Origin of the sequence: Tenacibaculum aiptasiae (assembly GCF_008806755.1) — a bacterium.
Taxonomy (GTDB): domain Bacteria; phylum Bacteroidota; class Bacteroidia; order Flavobacteriales; family Flavobacteriaceae; genus Polaribacter; species Polaribacter aiptasiae.
In genome coordinates, this window is the sequence record NZ_WAAU01000024.1 from 271,546 (window position 1) to 292,504 (window position 20,959).

Annotated in this window: 22 protein-coding genes; 21 read left to right on the forward strand and 1 reads right to left on the reverse strand. The window is 30.1% G+C overall.

The genetic code is table 11. The features are described 5' to 3' along the window. Positions 1–97: 97 nt before the first annotated feature. Positions 98–781: a cell division ATP-binding protein FtsE gene (locus F7018_RS12940; RefSeq protein ID WP_150900482.1), complete on the reverse strand. Its 684-nt coding sequence runs from the start codon at positions 779–781 to the stop codon at positions 98–100. Between the two features lie 125 nt (positions 782–906). Between F7018_RS12940 and F7018_RS12945 the strand changes: the two genes are divergently transcribed. From F7018_RS12945 to F7018_RS13045, 21 genes are all read left to right on the forward strand, one after another. Then, positions 907–3,927 carry a tetratricopeptide repeat protein gene (locus tag F7018_RS12945; RefSeq protein WP_150900483.1) on the forward strand — a complete coding sequence of 1,007 codons (3,021 nt, stop codon included), beginning with the start codon at positions 907–909 and terminating at the stop codon, positions 3,925–3,927. 39 nt (positions 3,928–3,966) lie between these two features. Continuing rightward, the gene (locus F7018_RS12950; protein WP_150900484.1) at positions 3,967–5,751 is read left to right on the forward strand and encodes a hypothetical protein; all 1,785 of its coding nucleotides are present in this window, start codon (positions 3,967–3,969) and stop codon (positions 5,749–5,751) included. Positions 5,752–5,801: 50 nt separating this feature from the next. After that, entirely contained in the window at positions 5,802–7,238 is a 1,437-nt protein-coding gene (locus tag F7018_RS12955) for a M20/M25/M40 family metallo-hydrolase (RefSeq protein ID WP_150900485.1), read from the forward strand. A 252-nt stretch (positions 7,239–7,490) separates the two neighbouring features. Further along, entirely contained in the window at positions 7,491–9,104 is a 1,614-nt protein-coding gene (locus F7018_RS12960; protein ID WP_150900486.1) for an amidohydrolase, read from the forward strand. Between the two features lie 19 nt (positions 9,105–9,123). Next, entirely contained in the window at positions 9,124–9,570 is a 447-nt protein-coding gene (locus tag F7018_RS12965; protein WP_150900487.1) for an FKBP-type peptidyl-prolyl cis-trans isomerase, read from the forward strand. A gap of 42 nt (positions 9,571–9,612) precedes the next feature. Then, on the forward strand, positions 9,613–9,954 hold the full coding sequence (locus F7018_RS12970) for a DUF3703 domain-containing protein (protein ID WP_150900488.1): 342 nt from the start codon (positions 9,613–9,615) through the stop codon (positions 9,952–9,954). A 237-nt stretch (positions 9,955–10,191) separates the two neighbouring features. Next, positions 10,192–10,731, forward strand: a complete 540-nt coding sequence (locus F7018_RS12975; protein ID WP_150900489.1) for a sigma-70 family RNA polymerase sigma factor — start codon at positions 10,192–10,194, stop codon at positions 10,729–10,731. A gap of 59 nt (positions 10,732–10,790) precedes the next feature. Continuing rightward, a complete protein-coding gene (locus F7018_RS12980) occupies positions 10,791–11,249 on the forward strand; it encodes an SLATT domain-containing protein (protein WP_150900490.1) in 459 nt (152 codons plus the stop codon). A 55-nt stretch (positions 11,250–11,304) separates the two neighbouring features. After that, positions 11,305–11,574 (forward strand): DUF2188 domain-containing protein, encoded by a 270-nt coding sequence (locus F7018_RS12985; RefSeq protein WP_150900491.1) that lies wholly within the window; start codon positions 11,305–11,307, stop codon positions 11,572–11,574. Positions 11,575–11,579: 5 nt separating this feature from the next. Beyond that, a complete protein-coding gene (locus F7018_RS12990) occupies positions 11,580–12,200 on the forward strand; it encodes a hypothetical protein (RefSeq protein WP_150900492.1) in 621 nt (206 codons plus the stop codon). Between the two features lie 77 nt (positions 12,201–12,277). Next, positions 12,278–12,967, forward strand: a complete 690-nt coding sequence (locus tag F7018_RS12995) for an NUDIX domain-containing protein (protein ID WP_150900493.1) — start codon at positions 12,278–12,280, stop codon at positions 12,965–12,967. Between the two features lie 64 nt (positions 12,968–13,031). Further along, entirely contained in the window at positions 13,032–13,874 is an 843-nt protein-coding gene (gene prs, locus F7018_RS13000) for a ribose-phosphate diphosphokinase (RefSeq protein WP_150900494.1), read from the forward strand. 3 nt (positions 13,875–13,877) lie between these two features. Then, positions 13,878–14,312, forward strand: coding sequence for an ADP-ribosylation/crystallin J1 (locus F7018_RS13005; RefSeq protein WP_150900495.1), 435 nt, complete (start codon positions 13,878–13,880; stop codon positions 14,310–14,312). Further along, the gene (locus tag F7018_RS13010) at positions 14,287–14,940 is read left to right on the forward strand and encodes a DUF4291 domain-containing protein (RefSeq protein ID WP_150900496.1); all 654 of its coding nucleotides are present in this window, start codon (positions 14,287–14,289) and stop codon (positions 14,938–14,940) included. The genes F7018_RS13005 and F7018_RS13010 overlap by 26 nt, the downstream gene beginning before the upstream one ends. Beyond that, positions 14,930–15,880, forward strand: coding sequence for an ADP-ribosylglycohydrolase family protein (locus tag F7018_RS13015; RefSeq protein WP_150900497.1), 951 nt, complete (start codon positions 14,930–14,932; stop codon positions 15,878–15,880). Before F7018_RS13010 ends, F7018_RS13015 begins: the two co-directional genes overlap by 11 nt. A gap of 6 nt (positions 15,881–15,886) precedes the next feature. Continuing rightward, positions 15,887–16,438 carry an RNA 2'-phosphotransferase gene (locus tag F7018_RS13020; protein WP_150900498.1) on the forward strand — a complete coding sequence of 184 codons (552 nt, stop codon included), beginning with the start codon at positions 15,887–15,889 and terminating at the stop codon, positions 16,436–16,438. A 5-nt stretch (positions 16,439–16,443) separates the two neighbouring features. After that, positions 16,444–17,175 (forward strand): metallophosphoesterase family protein, encoded by a 732-nt coding sequence (locus tag F7018_RS13025; protein WP_150900499.1) that lies wholly within the window; start codon positions 16,444–16,446, stop codon positions 17,173–17,175. A gap of 12 nt (positions 17,176–17,187) precedes the next feature. Then, a complete protein-coding gene (locus F7018_RS13030) occupies positions 17,188–17,736 on the forward strand; it encodes an NADAR family protein (protein WP_150900500.1) in 549 nt (182 codons plus the stop codon). Positions 17,737–17,751: 15 nt separating this feature from the next. Then, complete coding sequence (locus F7018_RS13035) at positions 17,752–18,387, forward strand: hypothetical protein (protein ID WP_150900501.1); 636 nt, start codon at positions 17,752–17,754, stop codon at positions 18,385–18,387. Next, positions 18,377–19,411, forward strand: coding sequence for a hypothetical protein (locus F7018_RS13040; protein WP_150900502.1), 1,035 nt, complete (start codon positions 18,377–18,379; stop codon positions 19,409–19,411). Before F7018_RS13035 ends, F7018_RS13040 begins: the two co-directional genes overlap by 11 nt. Positions 19,412–19,479: 68 nt before the next feature. Then, the gene (locus tag F7018_RS13045) at positions 19,480–20,955 is read left to right on the forward strand and encodes a nicotinate phosphoribosyltransferase (protein ID WP_150900503.1); all 1,476 of its coding nucleotides are present in this window, start codon (positions 19,480–19,482) and stop codon (positions 20,953–20,955) included. Positions 20,956–20,959: the final 4 nt, after the last annotated feature.

A 20,959-nucleotide genomic window follows, 5' to 3' on the forward strand; every position in this document is an offset into this window, starting at 1 on the left:
TCTTTATAGTAAGAGAAACATCAGCAGTGTTTCTTTTTCATAGTTTTTCATAGCAATTTTCCCACTTCATTCCATTGTGAAGTGGGTTTATTTTTTTTTAGACAGATTGTTGCACTACTTCAAATAATTCTCCACCTTCACACTTAACTGTTTTTTGCTTAAACTTCACAATCAGTTGATAATCGTGAGTAGCCATTAAAATTGTTTTCCCACTTTTATGAATTTCATTCAATAGCTCCATCACCTCTAGAGAAGTTTTAGGGTCTAAATTCCCTGTAGGCTCATCTGCTAAAATCAATTCTGGATTATTTAATAAAGCTCTAGCTATCGCAACACGCTGTTGTTCTCCTCCTGAAAGTTCAAAAGTTTTTTTATAGTACTTTTCTTTCATCCCTACTTTATCCAAAACCTCATAAATTTTATCTTTCATATCGGCTTTGTTTTTCCAACCAGTAGCTTTTAAGACAAATTCTAAATTTTCAAAAACATTCCTATCGTTTAATAATTTAAAATCTTGAAAAACGATACCTAGCTTCCTTCTTAAAAAAGGAATATCCTTTTCCTTAATTTTCTTTAAATCAAAACCAACAATATCTCCTAAACCACGTTGCAAACGCAAATCTCCATACAGAGTTTTTAACAAACTACTTTTACCACTTCCAGTTTTACCAATTAAGTAATAAAAGTCACCTTTATTTAAAGTAAAGTTAACTTTAGACAAAACTAAACTATCTTGTTGATAAATATCTGCATTTTCAAGGTGTAAAACGGGTCTTTCCATATATCGTTATGTTTCTACAAATCTAAAATTTTATTACGTAATTATATAACATTTATTACTTTTGATAAAAAGTCTTCCAACAAAAACAAAAAACAAACGTTATACTACTTAGATAACTGAAAAATATGAGATTTATTTGTTCTAATAAGAGCTACTATTTATTATTTTTATTAGCCTTTTCAACATCATTAATAGCCCAAGAATCAGCTATTAACACCGACGTTGCTTCCAACTTCCATAAAGCATTAAAGTTTTATAACAATAAGGCTTATGCTGCGGCTCAAGATTTATTTGTTGAAGTATCCAAAAATTCAGACCAACATAAAAATCGCAAAGCTGACGCAGATTATTATGATGCTATGTGTGCAATTAAATTAATACAAGACGATGCTGATGAAAAAGTATTAGAATTTGTAAAAAATTATCCCTATAACAATAAAAAGGAAAAAGCTTTTTTAAATGTGGGTAATTATTATTTCGCAAATAGAAAAGCTGCACATGCTTTAAAATGGTATCAAAAAGTAAATGAAAAGCTTTTAACACAACCTGAGCGAGATGAGTTAAACTACAAAATGGGATATGCCCTTTTGGCCTCTAATTATTTGAAAGATGCTAAATCTCGTTTTAAAACCTTGTTAGGAAACCCTATCTATGGTAACGATGCTCGTTATTACTATGGATACGTTGCTTACAAACAAGAAAACTTCGGCGAAGCGGAAGACAACCTAAGTCAATTAGCAAATGATGCTACTTATCAGGCTAAAGCCAACTACTATATCTTAGATATTAGTTTTAAAGCTGGACGTTTTGACAAGTCAGTACAAATTGGAAAAAAACTTCTAGAAAGTACTAAAGACAAAAAAGAGATTTCTCAAATTTCTAAAATCATGGGAGAAAGTTATTTTAATTTAAAAAAATACGACCAAGCAATCCCATATTTAAAAGCTTATAAAGGAAAGAAGGGAAAATGGACAAATACAGATTATTACTATTTAGGATATGCTTATTATAAGCAAAAAGACTACGAAAAGGCAATTAGTAACTTTAATAAGATTATAGGTGGTAATAACAAAGTTGCTCAAAACGCATATTATCATTTAGGTGAATGTTATTTAGAATTACAAAAAAAGCCTGAAGCTTTAAACGCATTTAGAAATGCTAGCGAAATGGATTTTGATTTAAAAATTACTGAAAGCTCTTTATTCAACTATGCGAAATTAAGTTACGAGCAAGGGAATCCTTATGAAAACGTTCCTGATGTTTTAAAAGGTTTTATAGCAAAATACCCTAACTCTCCTAATACAAGTGAAATAAACAATTTATTAATTACTTCTTATTTACATCAACAAGATTACCAAGGAGCTTTAGATTATTTAAACGAGTCTAAATCACCAGAAAATCAAAATCTTGCCAATGAAGTATCTTTATACAGAGGTATTCAATTATTTAATGAAAGTAAATTAAAAGAAGCTAAACCATATTTTTCAAAAGCTACTTTAGCTGAAAACGCTATTGTAAGCAACAAAGGAACTTTTTGGTTAGCAGAAACAGAATACTTATTAGGAAACTATAAAGAAGCTTTAACTAGTTTTTTATTAGTTACCAATAAAGAAATAGAAGAAATTAAAAAGTTAGATTACAATATTGCATATACTTATTTTAAGTTGAAAGATTATGAAAATTCTGCCAAGCACTTTCAACAATTTATAGATATAAAATTAGATGACAACGATTTAAATGACGATGCCTCAAATCGTTTAGGAGATTCTTATTATGCTTCTAAGAAATACCCAGAAGCTATTGAATCATACAATAAAGTAGTTCAAGAAGGAGGTGTTGGTTCTGATTATGCGCAATATCAAATTGCTATGAGTAATGGATTTATGGGTAAAAGTGATTCTAAAATTGAAAACTTAAAAACTTTAATCAATAGCTATCCAGACTCTCAATTACAAGATGATGCAATGTTTCAGTTAGCTACAACTTATACAACAGCTAATAATTCAACAGAAGCTCAGAACACATACAACAAACTATTATCAAAACACGCTAAAAGTAGCTATGTTCCTAATGTACTTCTAAGGCAAGGACTATTATTTTATAACAATAATGACAACAAAAAAGCATTAGAAAAATACAAAGAAATTGTAGCAAAACACCCAAATTCAAAAGAGGCAAAACAAGCCGTTACGAATGTTAAAAATGTATACATTGACATAGGTAAAGTTGATGAATATGCCGCTTGGGTTAAAAATGTAAAATTTGTAAATGTTAGTAACGCAGAATTAGACAATGCTACTTTCCAATCTGCTGAAAATAAATTCTTAGAAAATAATAGCGCAAAAGCAATAGAAGGATTTAACAAATATCTTGAAGCATTTCCAAATGGAGCACATGCTTTAAAAACACACTTCTATCTTGCCCAATCCTACAACAACATCAATCAGTTTAAAAATGCAGTTCCTCACTATACTTATGTAATAAGTCAGGATAAAAGCGAGTATACAGAAGAATCTTTAACAAAACTTGCTAAAATCTATTTAGAGGATGAAAACTGGGATAATGGAATGTTAGTTTTAGAGCAACTAGAAAAAGAAGCAAATTACCCTCAAAACATCATTTTTGCGCAAAGTAATTTGATGAAAGGACATTATAAAAAGGAAGATTATAACAACGCTATAAACTACGCTGAAAAAGTATTAAGTAACGGTAAAGTAGACGCAAATATTATTGAAGATGCTAAAGTAATCATAGCTCGTTCAGCATTCAAAACTAACGATTACCTAACTGCAGAAGAGTTCTTCCTTGAAATTAGTAAAAAGGCAACAGGTGCATTAAAAGCAGAAAGCTTATACTATAATGCCTTCTTTTTAAATGATCATAAAGATTATGAAGCTTCCAATAAAGCTGTACAAGATTTAATAGCCAACTACTCTTCTTATAAGTATTGGGGAGTAAAAAGCTATATTATAATGGCAAAAAACTATTATGCGTTAAAAGATGCTTACCAGGCTACTTACATTTTAGAAAACATCATCAAAAACTTTACACAATATAAAGATGTGTTGGAAGAAGCTAAAAATGAGCTTAGCAACATAAAGAATAAAGAAGCAAAAACAAACGAATCTGTAACTACCCAAAACTAAAATTTGTTAACAACAAAAGAAAGTTCAATGATTAGATTAATGAAAAAGCACATAGGTTTCCTTGTTTTATTTGTAACATTAATTGCAAATGCGCAAGAGAAAAAAGCAACCGAAAAAGCTAAAGACACCATAATAAAAACGGAAGTAGTTAATGTAGTTACTTCTTATGTCCCTAAAATTACTGATGCTTTTAAAATAAAGCAAAAGCCAATAATTAAGCATACTAAAGAAACTCAAAAGAAAGAGTTAAAATACCAAATATTTTCTGTACCGGTAGCTTCTACTTTTATACCAAAAAGTGGAACTATGAAAAAAATAAACTTAGGCAAACGAGAAAGATTATATCCAAACTATTTCTCTATAGGTTTGGCTAATAAAATTGCGCCTTACCTTGAAGCATATGTTAGACGCAATGAACGATTCAATAGTGAATACGGAGCACATATTAAATTTTTATTGTCAGCTGACCCAGTTGAAAACACAAGATTGAGTAGTACTTTTTATAATGCTAGTCTTAATTTATTTTATGCACAACAAGAACGTTTCTTTAACTGGAAAGCAGGTGTAAAAGCAGAACGAAATAAATACAATTGGTATGGTTTGCCTCGCAACATTACTTTTACAGATGCTACTATTAGTGCTATAGAAGAAGAACAGGCTTACAACAACTTTAAGGTTTTTGGAACTATTAAGTTTGACGACACTGATTTTAAAGAAGCAAATGGTTCTATTACCTATTTCTCAGATGCTTTGAGTAGCAATGAATTCTTTATAAACGGAAATGCACTTTTTGAATTTCGTCTAAGTGAAATAATTCATCGTGACTTAAATGACTTAAGTTTAAATACTACTATAAGTTATTTAGGTACTAAATTTGACAAAACATACGACTCTCAAAACGAATTAAAACATAGTTTCTTTGTTGTTGGCGCACACCCTACATACAAATTCAACGTACAAAATCTAGCTATTAAAATTGGAGCCAAAAGTTATTTTGCAATGGATTTAGAAAACAGCAAGAACAATTTTTTAATTTATCCAGATGTTGAGCTATCCTACCCTATTGTAAAAGATTTTGCAAATGTATTTGTTGGGGCTGGTGGTGATGTTGATATAACTTCATATCAATCCATTGTAGAGCAAAACCCTTACGTATCACCAACACAAAACTTATTATTAAAAAATACAAAATATTCAGTTTTTGGAGGTATTAAAGGAAAACTAGACGCACAATTTAGTTACAACTTCAAAGCTAGTTATTCAAATATAGAGAACAATCCATTCTTTTCATTGAATCAGTCAAAATCAAATGGAAGTAATACTGCAGGAAGCAACGCCTTTAGTTTTTTAGGATATGAGTATGGAAACTCTTTCACTACTGTTTATGACGACATAAAACTTCTGAACTTCTTTGGTGAAGTAGCTTACAATGGCTTTAAAAATTTAACTGTAGGATTCAATGGGCAATTCAACTCATTTACTTTAACGAATCAGTTAGAAGCTTGGAACGCCCCTAAAATACAAGGAGAAATCTTTGGAACTTATAAAACAGAAAAATGGTATGCTGGAGCAAATCTTTATTTTGTTGGAGAACGAAAAGGAAAATTGTTCGACGTATTACCAGCACAAACATTTAATACAATTAATTTAAAAAGTTATTTCGATGTAAACTTTAATGGAGGATATAATTTCAGTGACTCTTTTTCAGTTTTCCTAAACCTTAATAACGTATTAAATAACAGCTATCAAAGATTCAACAACTTTAATGTACAAGGTTTCCAAGTAATGGGAGGTGCAACTTGGAAGTTTGATTCAATTTTTTAATATTTTAAAATATAAAACTTACATTTATGGCACTTAAAAAAGTGTCATAAATGAAAAAACTAACTCTCCTATTAATTTCTGGGCTATTTGTAATTGCTTGCAAAACAGAAAAAAAAGAAAAAATAGTAATCTCAAAAGGTTTAACTGCTGAAGAAAAAATAGACTCAGCACAAATTAAACACATATTCAATACTGCACTAACAGAAGGTAAATCATATGAATGGCTACGTGATTTAACTCAAAATATCGGAAGCAGATTATCTGGTTCAGAAGGAGCTGCTAAATCGGTTGTTTGGAGTGAACAATTAATGAAAGATGTTGGTTTAGACTCTGTATGGCTACAACCAGTTATGGTTCCTCATTGGGTACGTGGCGAAAAAGAAGTAGCAAATTACACTTTTAACGGACAAGAAATAAATGTGCCTATTTGTGCTTTAGGAGGATCTATAGCAACCCCTAACAACGGAATAACTGCTGAAGTTATTGAAGTAAAAAGTACTGAAGAAGCTAAAAAATTAGGAGACAAAGCTAAAGGTAAAATCGTATTCTTTAATGGAGCTTTCGACAATACTCATATACAAACATTTAAAGCTTATGGAGGTTGTGTTGGACAACGTTATGGAGGAGCTTCAATTGTTGGTAAATTTGGAGCAAAAGGAGTTATAGTTCGTTCAATGACAAATGGAATTGATGACTATCCACACACAGGTTCTATGGGCTATGGAGATATTCCTGAATCAGAATATATTCCAGCAGCAGCTATTAGTTCAAGAGCAGCAGAAAACTTAAGTAAGCACTTAAAAGAAAACCCAAATATTAAATTCTATTTTAAACAAAGTTGTAAAACATTACCAGACGCTCCTTCACATAATGTAGTTGGAGAAATAAAAGGAAGCGAAAACCCTGATAAAATTATGGTAATTGGAGGTCACTTAGACTCATGGGATTTAGGAGAAGGCGCTCATGATGATGGTACTGGAGTTGTACAATCATTAGAAGTTGCTTATTTATTAAAAAAGAACAACATCAAACCAAAAAACACTATTCGTATTGTATTCTTTATGAATGAAGAAAATGGTTTAAGAGGAGCTACAGAATATGCACGCTTAGCAAAACAAAATAACGAAATACATATTGGAGCATTAGAATCTGATGCAGGTGGTCATACACCAAGAGGTTTTTCAATAGATGCCAATGAAAAGAATAGAAAGTTATTACAAAGTTGGAAAAAATTATTAGCACCATACGGTCTACATGATTTAACTCAAGGGGGTAGTGGTGCTGATATTGGACCTTTAAAAGATGACCATGTAACTTTAGTTGGTTACAGACCAGACTCTCAACGTTACTTTGATTATCACCATGCAGCTACTGATACTTTCGATAAAGTAAATAAGCGTGAATTAGAATTAGGAAGTGCTTCTATGACTAGTATCGTATATTTAATGGATAAATACTTATACAATAACGAGACTTTGAAACCTTAATTATTTAGATGAATAAAAAGCTGAACAATCAATATTTTGAGACAAAAGCAAAGCACAAAGTCGAGTATAAAAAGAAATCTTTAACTGCTAAAAAAGCATTTATAAACTTAATTATTACAGTTATTTTGATTTTTCTGTTTAACCTTTTATTCAATTACTTAACTCAGAAAGCTGAACAAAATAAAAAGAACGATTCTCGCGCATATTATGATTTGTTCGAGAAAAAATTTATTACAAACATCGTCTAACTAAATGAAAAAAATACTATTCCCCCTAGTTTTAACAGGAATTTTATTCTCTTGTAAAAAACAAGAAAAAGCAGATGTAATAGTTATCAATGCTAATACATATACAGTAAACACTAATTTTGATAAAGCTGAGAGCTTCGCTATAAAAGATGGTAAATTTATTGCAGTAGGAAACAACAAAGAAATTCAAGAGAAATATGCTACTTTACAAACTATAGACGCAAATAACAAACCTGTATATCCAGGGTTTATCGATGCACATTGTCATTTTTACGGATTAGGTTTACAACAACAAAAAGTAAACTTAGTAGGTACTAAAAGTTATAGTGAAGTACTTCAAAAGTTAGTTAAATTTCAAAAAGAAAAAAACTCTTCATTTATTACTGGACGTGGTTGGGATCAAAATGATTGGGAAGTAAAAGAATTTCCTACCAAAGAAAAGTTAGATCACCTTTTCCCAAAAATTCCAGTAGCCATTCGTAGAATTGACGGACATGCAATGTTGGTTAATCAAGCTGCAATTGACTTAGCAGGAATTACTACTAACACAAAAGTAGAAGGAGGAGAATTCTTACAAAAAGATGGAAAGCTAACTGGTGTTTTAATTGATAACGCCATGAACTTTATTAAAGTTCCGCAACCTTCAAAAAAAGAACAAATTCAAGCATTAAAAGATGCCCAAAAAATTTGTTTTGACTTAGGATTAACAACTGTTGATGATGCTGGATTAGACAAACAAGTAATTGAATTAATTGATAGTTTACAACAAACAGGAGATTTAAAAATGCGTATTTACGCTATGATTTCTAACAATAAAGAAAATCTAGACTATTACTTAAACAAAGGAGTTGTAAAAACAGATCGTTTAAATGTTCGTTCAGTAAAAGTATATTCAGATGGAGCTTTAGGATCAAGAGGAGCTACTTTAAAAGATGAATATTCAGATAAAAAAGGGCATTTTGGAGCATTAGTAAATTCTTATAACGATTTACAAGATTTAGCAAAGCGAATTGCTGCTTCAGAATATCAAATGAATACTCATGCTATTGGTGATTCTGCTAATTATGTAATGCTAAAAACATATGATAATGTTTTAAAAAATAAACAAGATCGTCGCTGGCGAATAGAACATGCACAAATAGTAGACTTAAAGGATTTTCATTTCTTTAAAAACGTATTACCATCTATACAGCCAACACATGCGACTAGTGATATGTACTGGGCTGAAGATCGTGTAGGAGCTGAAAGGATAAAAGGTGCTTATGCATATAATGATTTATTAAAAGAGTACGGAAAAGTTGCATTAGGAACAGATTTCCCTATAGAACATGTAAGTCCATTATATACTTATTATGCAGCAACCATTCGAAAAGATTTAAAAGGATATCCAGAAAAAGGATACCAAATGAATAACGCATTGTCTAGAAAAGATGCTTTAAAAGGAATGACCATATGGAATGCTTATGCAAATTTTGAAGAAGAAGAAAAAGGAAGTATTGAAGTAGGAAAAGTAGCGGATTTTATCATTCTAGAAAACGATATTATGACTGTAGACGGAAGTAAAATACCAAATACAAAAGTTATTGCTACATACGTAAACGGGGAAAAGGTAAACTAATTTAAATTCAACAACATTTATGAAAACTTATTTTTATTTATTATTAATTACATTATTTATTTCATGCAGTAGTGATGATTCAATTAACTACGATGCTAAAAACGAAGCTGATATAATCAAGTATATCGCTGATAATAACCTAACAGCTAAGAAAAGTAACTCTGGACTATACTATGTTATAAACGAAGAAGGAACTGGTGCTAATCCTACAACAAATTCAACAGTTACTGTTGGATACAAAGGTTACTTTTTAGACGGAAAAACTTTTGATGAAAAGTTATCTGGTGGAACATTCAACTTACAACAAGTTATACAAGGTTGGACAGAAGGTATTACATATTTTAAAGAAGGCGGAAAAGGAATCTTATTAATTCCAGCAAGACTAGCTTACGGTTCAACTCCTAGAAAAGGTATTCCAGCTGGATCTGTTTTAATATTTGACATCAACCTAATAAAAGTTCATTAATTGCATCTTTTTTCATGAAATTTAGTCTAATTGTTAAAAATCATGACTAAAACACAACGAAGACAAGAATTTTATCGTCAATTAACATTATCTAAAAAGGCACTTAAAAACAAAAGTTTTAAAGTGTCTTTTTATCATTTAGAAAATGCTCATATATTGGGACAAAAGCATTTATTCCGTCATACTTTATCGCATTATAAAATGTTAATTTTTGGAATTAAAACCAAAAATTTAAAGGAAATATTAGGACAGTTTACTCGGATTATTGCATCAATTTTCTTTACAAATATCTGGGTACCAAAAGGAAATACTGGAGGCACAAATATTTCTCCAATAAAACCTATTCCTATTAGAAAAGAATTACAAAAATATTTTTCATCATAAATGCATCTTTTTAAACAATTAAAAGTCTACTATATGAAATTAAAAAACAATAATTATGAAATATAAAAATCAGTGTACTTGTAATTGCGAAGGATGTAAAACAGGAAGTTGTGCAAACTGCACATGCGTAGATTGCACATGTAATAACTGCAACTGCTAAACAACAATAGTAACTGTTATTACGAAGTTTAAAAATCATATTAAACTTCGTAATAACATTTTTCGTAAATTTATAGTATGACTACAAATCAAGTTTGGACAAAATATGCCGAAGATGTAAAGTTTTTCATCCTAAGTAAAGTAAAAGACACTACAGTTACAGACGATCTTTTACAAGATACTTTTATTAAAGTCCATACCAAATTGCACACTTTAAAAGATTTAACAAAGTTAAAACCTTGGATTTTTACAATTGCTAGAAATTCTATGATGGATTATTTTAAGAGCACTAATCAAACATTTGAGTTAGCCAATTTTGAAACTGAAACCGAAATAGAAGAAAACACCCATACCGAGAAAGATTGCTTACAAGGTATTTTAAAAAGTTTACCTAAAAAATATAGAGACCCTTTATTTCTATCAGATATAAAAGGTTTAAAACAACAAGAAGTAGCAGACACTTTGAAACAAAGTTTACCAACAACCAAATCGCAAATACAACGAGCTCGTAAATTAATAGCAAAAGGCTTTATGGATTGTTGTGGTTTTGTATTAAATGAAGACGGAAAATTAGTAGGTGAAATTCAAGACAAAGAGGATTGTAAAATCTGTCATTAGTTATTTTATTTTGTGGTTTTTCTTTTTTTAAATATGTTTGAAAAAAGATACAACCAACTATGAATAAAACTCCTCTAAGCAAGTTTGAAATTTTGCAAGAAGAAATTTCAAAAATGATAGATAAAACCTCAAATTCAAGCATTCAAAACAAAAAAAAATCATTCAGAATTTACATTGGTATTTCAATATCTTCAGCATTGGTTACCTTTCTAGTTGCCATTGGAGGAGACATTCCTAAAGAATGGAGTTCTACATTAAAAGTTGTTACACTATTTTTCAGTGCATTTAGTACTGTACTTGCTGCATGGGATGGCTTTTACAATCATAAACAATTATGGGTTTATTATGGTGATTCAAAAAATAATTTGAAAGCACTTTTACTAAAATTGAGGCTTTTAAGTGAAGATGATAAAAATAATCCTGAGATGATAAATGAGATTCATAAGGAATACCAAGCCATCATGAATAAAGGCAATTACAAGTGGAAAGAATTGAGGCTTGAGGACAATGCCGACTAGTATTCCTCCTCAATAATAAAATTGCAATTCATCTTATTAAATTGTATATTTGAATATGATGATAAATGAGAAGTCACATAATAAAAAACAAGATTTAGGCCCTAAATTTGAAGCAGCTGGTTCTTCTGGCACCAAGTTGCATGTAATGCATCGTAGTGGAAAGTGGGTTGTTTTTAAAGAACGTACTGAAAAAATCATTTCTCAACATACTACACGTAGAAGTGCCATACTACAAGGCAAAAAAATTATAAATCTTCAAGAAGCTGAAGCATTGGTTGTACATAAAACTGATGGTTCTGTAGATAAAGTTCAATTTGCTGGATAATTTTTATGGCTTTTGAAAATAACCTTTTCATAAATTGTCCTTTTGACAACGAGTATAAACCGCTGTTAAAAGCCTTAGTTTTCTGTGCTGTATATTTAGACCTCTCTCCTCTTCTCTCTGAAACTACTAACTCAGCAGAATCTCGAATATCTGGTATTCAAAAGTTAATAGCTTCATCAAAGTATAGTATTCATGATTTATCACGAATGGAATCTACCAAAAAAAATCAACTAGCCAGATTTAATATGCCTTTTGAGCTAGGTATGGATATTGGATGTAAAGAATTTGGAGAAGAAAAAATGAAGGATAAGTTTCTATTAATACTCGATAAAGAGCGTTATCGATATCAAAGAGCTATTTCAGATTTATCAGGTAACGATATAGAAATTCATAAAAATTCACCCGAAGTTGCTATTCGAAAATTTAGAAATTGGATTCGTAAAATAAAAGGTACACATATAGATAGTGCTAATAAAATATGGCGTATTTACAACGAGTTTAATGGTGATTTTTATTTTATCGCTAAAGAATATGAACTTAGCAAAGAAGACATTGAAGAAATGCCTTGGGAAGAATTATCTCAGCACATAAAAAGATGGCTAAAAAGTCGAGAGAAATCTAGTTAAACATATACTACTCTTCACTTAAATGTTTATCAGCATTTACACAAAGTTTTTGTAGTTTTGTGTAAATACAACACTAAATGAAGATTCCACAAAATATCAAAGTTGCTGTAGATGCTGTTGTTTTTGGTTACGAACAAAAAGAACTTTCAGTATTATTAATCAAAAGAGGCGTTAATCCCTATAAAGGTAGCTGGGCACTTCCTGGAGGTTTAGTTTTAGAAAACGAATCACTAGAAGATGCAGTTCAAAGAGAGTTGCAAGAAGAAACTGGAGTTACTATTGATTACCTAGAACAATTATACACTTTTGGCACACCTGGAAGAGATCCAAGAAATAGAGTTGTATCAGTAACCTACTTTGCTTTGGTTAGGCCGAATAACTTTAAAATTAGTGCCGATACTGATGCTGATGAAGTACAATGGTTTTCTATAAATGAATTACCTGAACTAGCTTTTGATCATGATAAAATTCTAAGCATTGCTTTAAAACGATTGCAAAGTAAAATAAACTACCAACCCATAGGTTTTGAGTTATTAAAGAAAGAATTCCCTTTTTCAGATCTAGAGCATTTGTATCAAACTATTTTAAATAGAAAAATAGACCGTAGAAACTTCAGAAAAAAGATTTTAAGCTTTGGTATTTTAACAGAAACCGATAAAATTCACCAACCTTCTAGCGGTAGACCTGCCAAGCTTTTTAAGTTCAATGCTCAAAAATATAAAGAGCTACAAAAAAGTGGTTTCCATTTCGAAATAAAGTTTGCGTAAAAAAAACACAAAAACTTTTTTACAACTATAAATGTTTTTTATATTTGCGTCAAAAATACGCAATATGATTTTAAATTTAGACAAACATTTTTCTCCATACGGAACTACAAATACTATAGAGTACAATTATTTTACTTTCTCGGGAGGAGAACCGCATATTAAAATCATTACGGATTTAAAAGCTGTTTCGGAAGTAACTATAACACATCGTATTCAATCATTTAATGATTTAGGTATACTATTATTAGCTACCAATGCGCTAAAAAATATGGATATAAAAAAAATTAAAGTACTACTTCCCTATTTTCCAGCAGCAAGGCAGGATAGATTAATGCAAACTGGCGAACCTTTATCTGTAAAAGTATATGCTGATATTATCAATACACAAAACTATGAATCCGTAACTATATTCGATCCACATTCAGAGGTGGCACCAGCAGTATTAAACAATTGTAAAGTAATAGACAATCATGCTTTTATTAGACAAATAACGCAGCAACTCCCAGATGATTTATTATTAATATCACCTGATGGTGGAGCTTTAAAGAAAATTTATAAAGTAGCTGCTCATTTACAGAAGTATGAAGTTATAGAAGGGTCAAAAAGCAGAAATGTTAGAACAGGAGAATTAACAGGTTTCAAAGTATATGCAGAAGACTTAAAAGGTAAAGATTGTTTAGTAGTAGATGATATTTGCGATGGAGGCGGAACCTTTTTAGGATTGGCACAAGAGCTAAAGGCTAAAAATGCAGGAAACTTATATTTAGCGGTAAGTCATGGAATTTTCAGCAGAGGATTTGAAGATTTAGAAAAAGTATTTACCAAAATATATACAACTGATAGTTTTAAAACTATTGCACATAAAAATTGTGAACAAATTAAACTGAAAGAGATATTAAGAAATTAAGCTATGGAAACTGTTACATTATATAGACCCATTGGTGAAAAAGAACTGCTTTTAATTGCTGAAAGTAATTTTACAGCTTTCCCTCCAAGATTAGATTGGCAACCTATATTTTATCCAGTATTGAATGAAGAATATGCTAGTGAAATTGCTTCTAAATGGAATACTACAGATGAATTTGGAAACTATCTTGGTTTTGTTACAGAGTTTAAAATTAAAAAAGAAGAATTCAATAAATATAAAATCGAAAATGTTGGAGGCAAAATTCATAACGAATTATGGGTACCTGTTGAACAATTAGAAAATTTTAATAATGCTCTTATTGATAAAATTAAAATAACAAATGTATTTATTGGTGAAAAATTTACAGAAACAAATAACTCTATTACTAAAGAGTTAATTAAAAAAATAGAAAATGAAACTAAAAAAAGAGCTATATAAAGAACAATTAAAAAAGTGGCCTCATGAAGGACATCATATTATGGCACAATATGATGATGAAAAAGTGATTGTTTATCAATCGTATCGACCAGCCATTGGGAATTTTGCTATGAAAAACCAATACTTCGGAGGCCCTTTTAAATACACAAGAATGACTTGGATAAAACCCAATTTTTTATGGATGATGTATCGTAATGGTTGGGGAACTAAAGAAGGACAAGAAGTAGTACTAGCAATACATTTAAAACGAGAAGCTTTTGAACGCTATTTAAGTAAAGCTGTATATTCTAGCTTTAAAGAAAACTTATACGAAAATTGGGACAAATGGCAAGAAGAGGTAAAAAATTCTTCAATAAGATTACAGTGGGATCCCGATCACGATCCTTATGGTAATAAGCTAGAACGAAGAGCTATACAACTTGGTATTAGAAATGAAGAAATTATTCAATATGCTACTGAGGATATTATAGAAATTGAAGACATTTCTGATTTTGTAAAAGAACAATACCAGCATGTTTTAAACAATGATTTAGATAAATTGATTGTCCCTACAGAGAAACCTTATTTATCATATGATAATGAGGTAAACCAAAGATTAATGCTTGAAATGAATAACTATGAAAAATAACATTATTCAATCAACATTTATTGGATTGGCTGTGGCTGATGCACTAGGAGTACCAGTTGAATTTAAAAGTAGGAAAGTTTTAAAAGAAAGTCCAGTAACAGATATGATGTCTTATGGAAGTCATCATCAACCCAAAGGTACTTGGTCAGACGATAGCTCTCTTACTTTTTGTCTGGCTGAAAGTTTATGTAAAAAATATGACATTAATGATATTGCTAAAAAATCCGCTTTATGGTATCATGAAAAAATTTGGACTCCACATGGCTTTGTTTTCGATATTGGTCACACAACAAGAAAAGCTATACAAGCATATTTAAGAGGCACACCTCCAAGCTTATGTGGGGGAAATACAGAATATGATAACGGTAATGGTTCACTAATGCGAATTAGTCCACTTGCTTTTTATATTAAGGGCTTTCCCTTAGAAAAAAGATTTGATATAATAAAAGAAGTATCACAAACAACTCATGCACATATACGATCAATAATTAGTTGCTTTATTTATTTAGAGTTTTTCATTGAACTTTTAAATAAAAATGAATTGACAACAGCATACAAAAACACTAAAGAAAAAATAAACACATTTCTAAAAAACAATCCCATATGTTCTCAAAAGGAAATTGATGTTTTCAAAAGAGTACTGAACAATAATATAAAAGAGTTAACCGAGGAAGAAATAAACTCTGGCGGATATGTTATAGATACTTTAGAAGCTTCTATATGGTGTTTATTAAATAGTACAAATTATAGTGACGCTGTTTTAAAAGCAGTTAATTTAGGAGATGACACAGACACAACAGCAACCGTAGTAGGAGCAATAGCTGGTATGTATTATGGTTTAAATAATATTCCAGAAGACTGGATTAATTGTTTATCTAGAAAAGAAGATATCTATAAGCTAAGTGAACAATTTGCAAAAAAGTATGGTTATGAAAGTTAAACAATCATGAATGAAAAAGAAACTAAAAGAATTAGTAAATTTTTAAGCTTATTATTAAGACATAAACCAGAAAAAATAGGTTTAACATTAGATAAAAATGGCTGGGCATTAGTTGATGAACTTCTTATTAAATCAAAAAAATCAGGAACTTCATTTACAAAGGAAGATTTAGATTATGTTGTTATGACAAATGATAAAAAACGTTTTTCTTTTAATGACGACAAAACTAAAATAAGAGCTAGTCAGGGGCATTCAATTAAAAATGTTGAAGTTTTTACCAAAACACAAACTCCTCCTCCATTTTTATATCATGGAACTGTAGCTAAATTCATTTCATCTATAAAAGAAATTGGTTTACAAAAAATGAACAGACAGCATGTTCATTTAAGCCTAGATAAAGAAACAGCCATAAAAGTTGCAAGTAGAAGAGGAAAACCTATAATTTTAACCATTAATACTGATGAAATGTATCAGAAAGGTTATAAATTTTATCTTTCTGATAATGGTGTTTGGTTAACAGACAATGTACCCTCACATTTTATTCAGTTTAAAAATTAAAACTAATGAGAACACTTGCAATAGGAGATATTCATGGGGGATTAAAAGCTTTGCAACAAGTACTAGTTAAAGCCAATGTAACTACAAAAGATACTTTAATTTTCTTAGGAGATTATGTTGATGGCTGGAGTGAATCTGCTCAGGTAATTGAATTTTTAATAGAACTATCAAAAACGCATCAATGTGTATTTGTAAAAGGAAATCACGATTTATGGTGTGAAGATTGGTTAAGAACAGGAAAAGGTGAAGCAGTTTGGGAAATGCACGGAGGTAATGAAACTAAAGAAAGTTATTTGCATTTTTCAGAAGAAGAAAAACAAAAACATGTAACCTTTTTTCAGCAAATGCTTCCGTATTATATAGATACTAAAAACAGATTATTTGTTCATGCTGGATTTACTTCTATGCATGGTATAGAAAAAGAGACCTTCAAAATGAACTATTATTTTGATAGAACATTATGGGAAATGGCAATCACCATGGATAAAAGAATAGAAAAAAATTCAGAGTTATATCCAAATAGGTTAAAACATTACAACGAAATATTCATTGGACATACACCTACAACTCGTTATAGTAGTACACTTCCAATAAATGCTATTAACATATGGAATTTAGATACAGGTGCTGCATTTACTGGTTCTCTAACAATTATGGATATTCACACCAAAGAATTTTGGCAAAGTCAACCCGTAAAAGATTTATACCCTGATGAAATTGGAAGAAATAAATCTTAAAACAAAAACACTATGAAATATACCAACGAAAAAATAATTGAACGTTTTAATAACAACGAAACTTTAAAATTCTTATTCTTTTGGGGACATCAGCCTAATAAAGATGGAAGTATTGGAAAAAGTTGTTTTAGTCAGTGGTGGAAAGCTTCTTTTGAAATAGATAATATCACCTACCCTACTGCTGAACATTATATGATGGCAGGAAAAGCACGTTTATTCAAAGACAATGAAACTCTACAACAGATACTTATAGCTAAACATCCACATGAAGTAAAAAAACTGGGAAGAAAAGTTAAAAATTTTTCACCTGTACAATGGAATGAGCATAAATTTGATATCGTTTATAAAGCAAATTATGCCAAATTTTCACAAAACGAACATTTAAAAGAGTACTTGCTTAACACAAAAGATCGAATTATTGTAGAAGCAAGTCCAGTAGATCCTGTATGGGGTGTTGGCATGGCAGCTGATAATTCTAATATTACAAACCCAAACAACTGGCAAGGAGAAAATTTATTAGGTTATGTTTTAATGGAAGTTAGAGAGCAATTAACTTTTTAAATATTTTAGTTATTTATGCTTGAAATTGACCATTACTCTAAACTAAATTTAAAATACAATCCCTTTTCTTATCTTAATGACCAAGAATTATTACAAGTTACTTTAGAAAGAATTAATCTAGAAAGATTAACCAAAAAAATAAAATCTAGTGATTCTTGTTTTGTTGAGTTTTATGGTAAAAAAGGAAGAGGTAAATCAACTCTTTTACAATCTCTTTACTCTAACTACTTACCTAATGCTACTTTTGTTAAATTAAAAAAGAAAAAACACCAATACGTTAACGCAGTACCAGGTATTTTAATTATAGATTCCTTTCAACTTCTTTCCATTCAAAACAAATTACAATTACTTAAGAATCAAAATAAACTAATTATTAGTTCACATTACTCTCATAAAATTCCTTATTTTTCGAAAAGTAAATTATATGAAAAAGTAAATTTTAGTAAACTAGAAATTGATATCGAATTTTTAAAAAAAATTGTACAATACAGAATTGAATTAGCCTCTTTAGATTCTCAAAATAAATTGCCAAAAATTAAACATGAATATCTCGAAAGTTTGATAAAAGATTATGGTAATAATATACGTGCTATTCAATTGTGTTTGTATAATTTTTTCTTGAATCCAAACAAAAAATTATATGAGTTATAAAAACTTTGTAGATATAAAAGTATCATTTGACAAAGAACAGTTTCACGCAAATGAAAATATTAACGGAGACATTTTAGTTAGGAATAATAGTCCTATAGATTTAGAATTAGAAAACATACAAATTCAATTAGCTCTAAAACATCAAGGTAAAGGAGAAACTGATGAAATTATTATAGAAAATAATACTATTGATGAATTTAAAAGAATTACTAGAGGACAAACTATTTCCTTTAAATTCATGTTTAACCCTGCATACAATGTTTCTTTCAATGGACACAACGTAACTCAAAGTATTTTAATAAAAACTAAAGTTGATATTAAAAAAGAAAGTGAAAAACTCTTGAGAGATGAAAAATTGTCTGATTTCAAAATTGGTGGTTATTTAAAAGGACTTTTTAGTCCTGATTTCTATAATGAAACTCCAGTTACTTTAATAAAAGGTAACACAAACTATCTATTTGAAAAAAGCAATGGAAATATTAAAGCCGGTATTAAAAGAGCACGTAATATTCTGTTAGTTGGATTAATTGCTTCTGTAATTCTTAGCATATTTTTTTACAGTAATATAGAAAAAATAGAGGTTATCTATACCTTTTTAGCTCTCTATGCCTTACTCTTCATAGGGGTTTACTATTATAAAATTGGGCCTTCGCAAAAAGTTGGTTTAATAAATTACAGCTTAAATAGCTTAAATGAAAACTCTTACGAAGCAAATTTAAAGCTAGAAAAAAGATCTAATATCATAAAAGAAATTAACTGCCAATTAATCGGTAAAGAAAAAGTTACTTACAATAATGGTAGTAGTAGATCTACAGCAACCCGAGTTTTCTTCAAAGGGACTAAACATAAAATTACACCAAGAAACGTTCTAACCTATCAATCTGAATTCCCTGAAAAATCACTACCAATCTCGATAAACAATAACGATTTTGAAATTATATGGTACTATAGCATTGAAGTATTAACAAAAAATAATATTCGCATTAAAGGAGAAGACTCTATCCTTATCAATTATGCTCCTTAAGAATAATTGAGGAAATTTGTTAGTTTAATTTAATTTGCGTAATTTTGACGCAAATTAAATTATTTACTATGAATCCATTATTATATACAGACGGTTATAAAGTAGATCACAGAAGGCAATATCCTAATCAAACAACACTAGTATATTCAAACTGGACACCTCGAAAAAGTAGAATCAATGGAATTGAAAAAGTAGTTTTCTTTGGACTACAATACTTCATCAAAAAATATATTCTTCAAGACTTTCAAACAAATTTTTTCAATAAGCCTAAAGAAGAAGTTTGTAAACAATATAGCAGACGCATCAATAACTATTTAGGAGAAAACCAAGTAGGTATTAAACATATTGAAAACCTGCACGATTTAGGCTACATCCCAATGGTTATAAAAGCATTACCTGAAGGTACAGAAGTACCAATAAGAGTACCAATGTTTACCATGTACAATACTTTACCAGACTTTTTTTGGCTAACCAATTATTTTGAAACACTTTTATCTACTACAGTCTGGTTACCATGCAACTCTGCAACAATTGCCAAACAATACAGAAAAATTTTAGATCAATATGCACTGGAAACTTCTTCAACTCCTGAATTTGTAGACTGGCAAGGTCATGATTTTTCTATGAGAGGTATGGCTGGGTTAGAAGCTGCTGAATTAAGTGCAGCTGGTCATTTACTTAGTTTTACTGGAACCGATACCATTCCTGCTATAGACTTCTTAGAAACTTATTACAATGCTAATGCTGACGAAGAATTAATTGGAGGTACCGTTGCTGCTACAGAACACTCTGTAATGTGTATGGGAACAAATGATGGAGAACAAGAAACCTTTAAACGATTAATTACTGATGTATATCCAAATGGAATTGTTTCAATAGTTTCTGACACTTGGGACCTATGGAAAGTTCTTACTGAATATTTACCAAACTTAAAAGAAGAGGTACTTGCTCGTGATGGAAAAGTAGTTATAAGACCAGATAGTGGAAATCCTGTTGATATTATCTGTGGAAATCCGAATGGAAAAACTAAAAAAGAACAAAAAGGCGTGATAGAACTACTTTGGGAAACTTTTGGTGGTATAACTAACGAAAAAGGATATAAAGAGTTAGACAGCCATATTGGAGCTATTTACGGTGACAGTATAACTATTGAAAGAGCTACACAAATTTGTGAACGTTTAAAACAAAAAGGCTTTGCTTCTACCAACGTAGTATTAGGAATTGGTTCTTTTACATACCAATACAATACTAGAGATACTTTTGGATTTGCAATGAAAGCTACTTACGGGGAAGTTGACGGAATAGGTAGAGAAATTTTTAAAGACCCAATTACTGATGATGGTACTAAAAAATCTGCCAAAGGTTTATTAAAAATAACTTTAGAAGACGGAGAATACAAATTATATGATCAAGTAACTTGGGAAGAAGAACAACAAGGAGAATTAAGGGAAGTTTTTAGAGATGGAGAATTAATTATTGATGAAAAGTTAAGTAACATTAGAGAAAGAGTACAAAACTTCACAAATGAATTAGCAACTATATAACATT